At 65.4% G+C, this 7,000-nt stretch carries 7 protein-coding genes; 5 read left to right on the top strand and 2 right to left on the bottom strand.

Annotation, left to right across the window (positions count from 1 at the left end):
* Positions 1-160 precede the first annotated feature (160 nt).
* The 3 genes from TEP_RS12045 (at position 161) to TEP_RS12035 (ending at position 2,612) form a co-directional block, all read left to right on the top strand.
* Positions 161-928 (top strand): sulfurtransferase, encoded by a 768-nt coding sequence (locus tag TEP_RS12045; RefSeq protein ID WP_132825429.1) that lies wholly within the window; start codon positions 161-163, stop codon positions 926-928.
* A gap of 123 nt (positions 929-1,051) precedes the next feature.
* Entirely contained in the window at positions 1,052-2,047 is a 996-nt protein-coding gene (locus tag TEP_RS12040; protein ID WP_032976501.1) for an LLM class flavin-dependent oxidoreductase, read from the top strand.
* A gap of 67 nt (positions 2,048-2,114) precedes the next feature.
* Entirely contained in the window at positions 2,115-2,612 is a 498-nt protein-coding gene (locus TEP_RS12035; protein ID WP_132825428.1) for a pyridoxamine 5'-phosphate oxidase family protein, read from the top strand.
* Between the two features lie 69 nt (positions 2,613-2,681).
* Here the strand turns inward: TEP_RS12035 and TEP_RS12030 are convergent, their stop codons facing one another.
* Both TEP_RS12030 and TEP_RS12025 read right to left on the bottom strand, forming a co-directional pair.
* On the bottom strand, positions 2,682-3,335 hold the full coding sequence (locus TEP_RS12030; protein WP_132825427.1) for an exopolysaccharide biosynthesis protein: 654 nt from the start codon (positions 3,333-3,335) through the stop codon (positions 2,682-2,684).
* Complete coding sequence (locus tag TEP_RS12025; protein WP_032952108.1) at positions 3,319-4,623, bottom strand: hemolysin family protein; 1,305 nt, start codon at positions 4,621-4,623, stop codon at positions 3,319-3,321. Before TEP_RS12025 ends, TEP_RS12030 begins: the two co-directional genes overlap by 17 nt.
* A gap of 292 nt (positions 4,624-4,915) precedes the next feature.
* On the opposite strand from TEP_RS12025, the gene TEP_RS12020 reads away from it, so the two are divergent.
* Both TEP_RS12020 and TEP_RS12015 read left to right on the top strand, forming a co-directional pair.
* On the top strand, positions 4,916-5,542 hold the full coding sequence (locus tag TEP_RS12020) for a DUF47 family protein (protein WP_025878890.1): 627 nt from the start codon (positions 4,916-4,918) through the stop codon (positions 5,540-5,542).
* Between the two features lie 13 nt (positions 5,543-5,555).
* Complete coding sequence (locus TEP_RS12015; RefSeq protein WP_049464876.1) at positions 5,556-6,677, top strand: inorganic phosphate transporter; 1,122 nt, start codon at positions 5,556-5,558, stop codon at positions 6,675-6,677.
* Positions 6,678-7,000: the final 323 nt, after the last annotated feature.

Raw genomic sequence — 7,000 nt, 5'->3', positions numbered from 1 at the left:
CCGCCCCGTCCACCACGGAACGCCCCCTGTTGCTGTTGCTGTTGCCTCTGCGGGTGCTGTCGGTAGATGTCGACCTTGGTCGACACTGTGGTAGATCCGCGCCATGCGTGGATGAACGGTGGAGGCTGATACGGGGGCGGTCAGGCGCTAAAATGGCAAGATGATCGCCAATACCGCTGCCTATCATTTCGCCGTCATCGACGCCCCCCAGGCCCTGTGCGACCAGCTGCAGGCGCGTGCCGAGGCTTCCGGCCTGCAGGGGACGATCCTGGTGGCGGGCGAGGGGCTGAACCTGTTCCTGGCGGGTGCACCTTCCGCGGTCGACGGCTTCTACGCGGAACTGCGTGCTGATGCGCGCTTCGCCGAGATGCGGGTCAAGACCAGCTTCAGCGAGCACCAGCCGTTCGCGCGGCTGAAGGCCAAGGTCAAGGACGAGATCATCAGCTTCCGTCGTGACGATGGCCAGCCGCTGGACTACCCGCGCGCGCCGGCCATCGATCCTGCCACCGTGCAGCGTTGGCTGCGGCAGGGGCATGATGATGCTGGCAAGCCGGTGGTGATGCTCGATACGCGCAACCTGCAGGAGATCGAGTACGGCACCTTCAAGGATGCGCTGGTACTGCCCATCCACAAGTTCACCGATCTGCCCGAGGCGCTGGCGCCCCATCGTGAAGCGCTGAAGGACAGCACCGTGGTCAGTTTCTGCACCGGTGGCATCCGCTGCGAGAAGGCGGCGCTGTGGATGCTCAACGACGGCATGGACAACGTGCTGCAGCTCGATGGCGGCATCCTCGGTTACTTCGAGGAAGTGGGCGGTGAGGGCTACGAAGGTCGTTGTTTCGTGTTCGACGAGCGGGTGGCGCTGGATGCCGAACTGAAGCCGTTGGTGGACGAGCCGTTGCCCGAGCCACGCCCCAGCGCGTTCTGACCCTTCCACATTGGCCCGCGGGCCTGAACCGGCCAGGCAGGAATCAGCGTCCCGCCACCGGCACTGGCCGTGGGGACAGGGCGACCCCATCAAACGGGGATCCTGTGACGGAAAAACCGCCTGATGATCCCGTTGTCGATTCTCGACCTGGCCCCGGTCTGCGAGGGCAGCGATACCACTGCCGCCTTTGCCAACATGCTTGAGCTCGCCCAGCATGCCGATGCGCTGGGCTACCGCCGCTACTGGCTGGCCGAACACCACAACATGCCTGGCATCGCCAGTGCCGCCACGGCGGTGCTGATCGGTCATGTGGCCGGTGGCACCCAACGCATCCGCGTCGGCGCCGGCGGCATCATGTTGCCCAATCACGCGCCTCTGCAGGTGGCCGAGCAGTTCGGCACCCTGGCCTCGCTGTACCCCGATCGCATCGACCTGGGCCTGGGCCGCGCGCCGGGTACCGACCAGCCGACCGCCCGCGCCCTGCGCCGCTATTTCGACAGCGCCGACCAGTTTCCGCAGGACGTGCGCGAACTGCTGCATTACTTCGAACCGGTGCAGCCCGGCCAGGCGGTGCAGGCCGTACCCGGCGGCGGCCTTCGGGTGCCGACCTGGATCCTCGGTTCCAGCCTGTTCGGTGCACGCATGGCCGCCTCGATGGGCCTGCCGTATGCATTCGCCTCGCACTTCGCCCCCGATTCCATGGATGAAGCGCTTGCGGTGTATCGCCGCGAATTCCGCCCTTCGGCCACGCTCAAGCAGCCGCACGCGATGCTGGCGTTGAACGTGGTGGCCAGTGACAGCGAGGCCGAATCGCGGCGGTTGTTCACCAGCCAGCAGCAGAGCTTCGTCAACCTGCGTCGCGGCCGTCCGGGCAAGATTCCGGCGCCGATCGATGACATCGAAGCGTTCTGGGAACCCCACGAGAAGCTGGGCGTGGAGCGGGCGCTGGCGTGCACCGTGCTGGGTGATCCGCAGCAGGTCGCCGATGGCATTGCGGCGTTCGTCGAGCGCCATCAGCCCGACGAACTGATGCTTACCGCCAACCTGTACGACCATCGCGCGCGCCTTCGCTCGTTCGAGCTGGCAATGCACGCCTGGCATGCCCGCCACGCGGGCTGAACAATTGCGTCACGGCAATTTGCGGTGCGGACGCGTCTGATGGGGACTCCCACTTCCGGAGTCCCCCATGGACGAATCGCGTACCGAGCACATTGCCCAGCTGGCTGAACTGATCAAGGACGTGGAGGTGGCGATGTTCACCACCCGTGGTGTCGATGGGCGCCTCTACAGCCGTCCGCTCGGCACCCAGCAGGTCGCCTTCGATGGCGACCTGTGGTTCGCCACTGCGGCCGACAGCCCGAAGGTGGCCGAGATCGCGCTCGACCACCGGGTCAACGTGGCCTATGCCTCGCCATCGAAGAACACGTATGTGTCGGTAGCCGGCGTGGCACGGATCATCGATGACCGCGCGAAGGTCGAAGAGCTGTGGTCGCCGGCGATGAAGCTGTTCTTCCCGGGCGGCCCGGATGACCCGAGCCTGCGCTTGATCCACGTGCGTGCAGAGACCGCCGAGTACTGGGACGGACCGGGCACGCTGCTCGGCTCGGCGTTGAGTTTCGTGTTGTCGGCGGTGCAGGATGAGCCGGCACGGTTGGGTGACAACGGATTCATCGATCTGCGTTGATTGCAGCAACCCGCCGGGCATGGCTCAGGGTAGCGCCGGGCCATGCCCGGCGAGCGCAGCGACAGGCGCTCAGAACCAGCGCTGGAACAGGTCGACGGTGTAGCCCACCAGCTGCCCGGAACTGAAGCCGAAGAAGGCGATCGCCACCAGCGCAGCCACCCAGTTGAACAGCATCAACGCGCCGTCGCGTTCCAGCAGGGCCAGTGCGAACAGCAGCAACTGGAAGCCGAACAGATAGTTGGTGAACGGAATCGGCAACGACAGCAGCAGGCCCAGCAGCACCAGCAACAGACCGCTGAAGGCGTGGGCGGGGGCGCGGGCCAGCAGTTGCGGCATGCGCGGTTTGAGCATGCGGTCGAGGCGGCGCAGGGCACCGTCGATGCGATCCAGGAACCGGTGCATGGTGCCGCGCTTCGGCCCGCGACGGGCAATGAAGCCGGGCAGCCAGGGCCGGCGCATGCAGAACAGCATCTGCAGGCCGATCAGGATCACCAACGGACCGCTGACCGCGCCGCCCAGCCCCGGGATGGGGATGAAGGCCGGCAGGATGGCGACGAACAGGAACACACCAAAGGCACTCTGCTGCAGATCCTGCAGGATCTGCCCCAGCTTCATGTGCTGGGCCGGGTCACCGAAGGCGAACATCGCCAGCAGGGTCCGGATGCCCTCGTTGCGGTATTCCGGCGGTGTAGCCCCGGGGCCGGCGTCAGGCGGTGAGCTCATCGGCCTGCTCGTCGGACAGGGTGCGAAGCAGCAGTTTGTCCACGCGCGCACCGTCCAGATCGACCACCTCAAAGCGCCAGCCGGCCCAGTCGAAGTACTCGCCCGCGTGCGGGATGCGGCCGAAGAAGTGGATGCACATGCCGGCCAGGGTGTAGTAATCGCCATCCTCGGCGTCGGGCAGGTCGTTGCTGCCGATCAGCTCGCGCAGGTCCTCGATCGGCAGTGAGCCGTCCACCAGCAGCGAGCCGTCCTCACGGGTCACCACCAGCGCGTCCTCGTCGGCATTTTCCGTTGCCTGCAGGCGGCCGACCACCGCGCCCATCAAATCGCTGATGGTCACCAGGCCCTGGATCTCGCCGTACTCGTCCACCACCAGCGCCATCGACTGCTGTTCTTCGCGGAAGATCTCCAGCAGCTTCATCGCATGGGTGGATTCGGACACATAAAGCGGCTCGCGCAACGTCTGGAACAGCGCGTTGTCGCCGCGTGCCATCCGCGTGGCCAGCGATTTCAGCTCAAGCACGCCGACCACGTCCATGTCGTTGTCGCGGTACACCGGGTACCGCGAGAACTCGTGCTCGGCCATGATCTCCAGGTTCTTGTCCAGGCCACCCAGCGTATCCAGCCAGGCGATCCGGTTGCGCGGGGTCATCAGGCTGTCGGCGGTACGGTCGCCCAGGCGCATCACGCGGTTCATCATGTCGCGCTCGTGGCTGTCGATCACGCCGGCCTCGTGGCTCTCGGCCACCAGCATGCGGATCTCCTCTTCGGTCACCGACGCGACCTCGTCCTTGCCCAGGCCGAACAGGCGCAGCACCAGCTGGGTGGTCTTGGACAGCAGCCAGACGAAGGGGAAGGCCAGCTTGGCCAGCCAGCTCATCGGCAGCGCAACCAGGCCGGCGATGTCCTCCGAGCGGGTCAGGGCCAGGCGCTTGGGCACCAGTTCGCCGAAGATCAGCGTGATGAAGGTGATGAAGGTGACTGCAAGGGCCTTGCCGATGCCCCCGGCGTAGGCGAAGCCCGGCATCAGCCCCTGGATCCAGCCGCCGATGGCTTCACCCAGTGCCTCGCCGCCGAGGAAGCCGGTCAGCACGCCGATCACGGTGATGCCGATCTGGACGGTGGACAGGAAGGCTTCCGGCTTCTCCGACAGCTCCAGGGCCTTGGCCGCGCGCTTGGAGGTGCCGGCCAGCTGCTTCAGCCGGCTCTTGCGCGAGGTCATGACCGACATCTCGGACATGGCAAAGAAGCCGTTCAGCAGAACAAGCGCGAAAACAATCAGGATCATTTCAAACACGGGCATCGTCCCCGGTTGGTGGCAGGGAGGGCGGGTGCTTGCGATGGCGGCAGGCGCTCAGGAACGGGGTCCGGCGCGGCGCTGGGGGATAAGGGTCGTCGTCCATAAGGTGCGCCCGAAGGCGCGCTGGCATCTTAGCAAAGGGCCGTGGCTGGGTGGCAAATGCCTGTTCAGTTTTGGGCGTCCCGACCCCCGGAAAGGGGCAGGGATACCCGTGATGGTCATCTAGCCGTCATAATTCGCACTGGTGCCGTCCTTCCCGCGACGGCTGACAGGTTTCTCAATGTTCTCTCTGCAGACCATTTTCGGTTCCGGCAAACAGTTCTACACCCTGCTCGATGAGGCTGCCGTCGCGGCTTCCGATGCCGCCAAGGCACTGCATTCGATGCTGCGCGACGCCGATCGCCAGCCCGCCCTGGATGCCTTCAAGCTGGCCCGCCTGCGCGAACGCGCGGCCTCGGACAAGATCAGCCAGGCGCTGGTGGACAGCTTCATGACCCCGATCGAGCGCGAAGACATCGAAGCGCTGGGCTCGGCCCTGTACAAGATTCCCAAGCAGATCGAGAAGTTCGCCGATCGCTATTCGCTGGCCACCACCCACCTGGAACACATCGACTTCGCGCCGCGCGCGGCGATGCTGGAGCAGGCCGCTGGCGTGGTGGTGGAGATGGTCGCTGACCTGCGCCACATGAACCTGGACCGGATGACCGCGCTCAACGAGCGCCTGCGCTCGCTGGAAAACGAGGCCGACCGTCTGATGCTCGAGCTGTACCGTGACATCTACTCCGGTCGCCTGGACAACCTGCAGATGTTCCTGCTCAAGGAATTCTTCGAGATCCTGGAGAAGGCCATCGACCGCTGCCGCGAGGCCGGTGTGGTGGCGTACCAGATCGTGTTGAAGAACAGCTGACGGGCCGGTACCGATGCTCACCCTAGTCCTGGTGGTGATCCTGGCCGCGCTCGTCTTCGAGTTCATCAATGGCTTCCACGATACCGCCAACTCCATCGCTACCGTGGTGGCAACCAAAGTACTGTCGCCCGGTTGGGCGGTGATGCTTGCCGCCTTCATGAACCTCATCGGTGCCCTGACCGGCACCGCGGTCGCACTGACCATCGCGTCGGGCCTGCTCAACACCAACGTGGTCGACGTGACCCCGCAGGTGATCCTGTGCGCGCTGCTCGGCGGCATCATCTGGAACCTGATCACCTGGTGGAAGGGCCTGCCGTCCTCGTCCTCGCACGCGTTGATCGGTGGCCTGTGCGGTGCCGGCCTGGCTGCGGCCCACAACAACTGGGACGCGCTGATCTGGTCCGAACGGCTTGGCAGCTGGGCGCAGAACAAGGGCCTGCTGTGGAAGGTGTTCGTGCCGATGATCACCTCACCGATCGCCGGCTTCCTGCTCGGCATCGCAGTGATGGTGCTGTTGTGGGCACTGATCGCAGGCCTGGCCAGGATCGGCGGCGCGATCGGCCGGCTGGCACGTCCGCGCATCGTCAATGCGTTCTTCGGCAAGGCACAGATCGCTTCGGCGGCCTACATGGGCTTTGCCCACGGCCATAACGATGCGCAGAAGACCATGGGCATCATCGCGATGACCCTGATCGGTGCCGAAGCGACCGGCGCGTTGAACGACCTGCCGTCGTGGCTGGCCTTCATGCATCCGGACGCGCACGCCGGCGACGGCATCGCCATGTGGATCGTGCTGACCTGTGCGGTGGTGATGGCCGCCGGTACCGCCTCGGGCGGCTGGAAGATCATCAAGACCCTGGGCCACAAGATGGTCAAGCTGCACCCGATCCACGGCTTCGCCGCGGAAACCAGCTCGGCCACCGTGCTGACCCTGGCGGCGCACTTCGGCATGCCGGTATCGACCACCCACAGCATCTCCACCGCGATCATGGGCGTAGGCTTCGCCAAGAACCCGCGTTCGCTGCGCCTGGGCGTGATCGAACGCATCGTCTGGGCCTGGATCCTGACCATCCCGGCGGCAGGCGGCTGCGCCTACCTGATCCTGAAGCTGTTCGAGCTGCTCGGCTGGACCTGATGCCAACGGCCCGATAAACGAAAAAGCCCGCCGGACTCCGGCGGGCTTTTTCATGGGAGAAACAATTCTTCTGCACCCATCGTGTCGACCAAGGTCGACACCTACCAGAGCAGAAACCGGGATCCGATCCCGTGCCGACCAACGGTCGGCACCCACCAACAGTCGGCACCCACCGACAGCGCCCGGAAACTGTCAGCGGCGGGGTGGGGTGGATGTTCAGGACCGTTGGCGCCATGGATGGCGCCATCGAGCCCCATGGACGGGTTTACGGCGTGTCCTGCATATCCACCCCAGCTCGCCAGCCCTCAGGAAGCCAGCTTTTG

It is taken from the genome of Stenotrophomonas sp. TEPEL (assembly GCF_004348785.1).
Taxonomy (GTDB): Bacteria; Pseudomonadota; Gammaproteobacteria; order Xanthomonadales; family Xanthomonadaceae; genus Stenotrophomonas; species Stenotrophomonas indicatrix.
This window is presented reverse-complemented; position numbering and strand designations above follow the sequence as displayed.

Bases quoted from the DNA above. Each gene is read 5' to 3' on its own strand.
- TEP_RS12015 (WP_049464876.1), top strand. From the start codon at position 5,556: ATGCTCACCCTAGTCCTGGTGGTGATCCTGGCCGCGCTCGTCTTCGAG.
- TEP_RS12045 (WP_132825429.1), top strand. From the start codon at position 161: ATGATCGCCAATACCGCTGCCTATCATTTCGCCGTCATCGACGCCCCC.
- TEP_RS12020 (WP_025878890.1), top strand. From the start codon at position 4,916: ATGTTCTCTCTGCAGACCATTTTCGGTTCCGGCAAACAGTTCTACACC.
- TEP_RS12025 (WP_032952108.1), bottom strand. From the start codon at position 4,623: ATGATCCTGATTGTTTTCGCGCTTGTTCTGCTGAACGGCTTCTTTGCC.
- TEP_RS12030 (WP_132825427.1), bottom strand. From the start codon at position 3,335: ATGAGCTCACCGCCTGACGCCGGCCCCGGGGCTACACCGCCGGAATAC.
- TEP_RS12040 (WP_032976501.1), top strand. From the start codon at position 1,052: ATGATCCCGTTGTCGATTCTCGACCTGGCCCCGGTCTGCGAGGGCAGC.
- TEP_RS12035 (WP_132825428.1), top strand. From the start codon at position 2,115: ATGGACGAATCGCGTACCGAGCACATTGCCCAGCTGGCTGAACTGATC.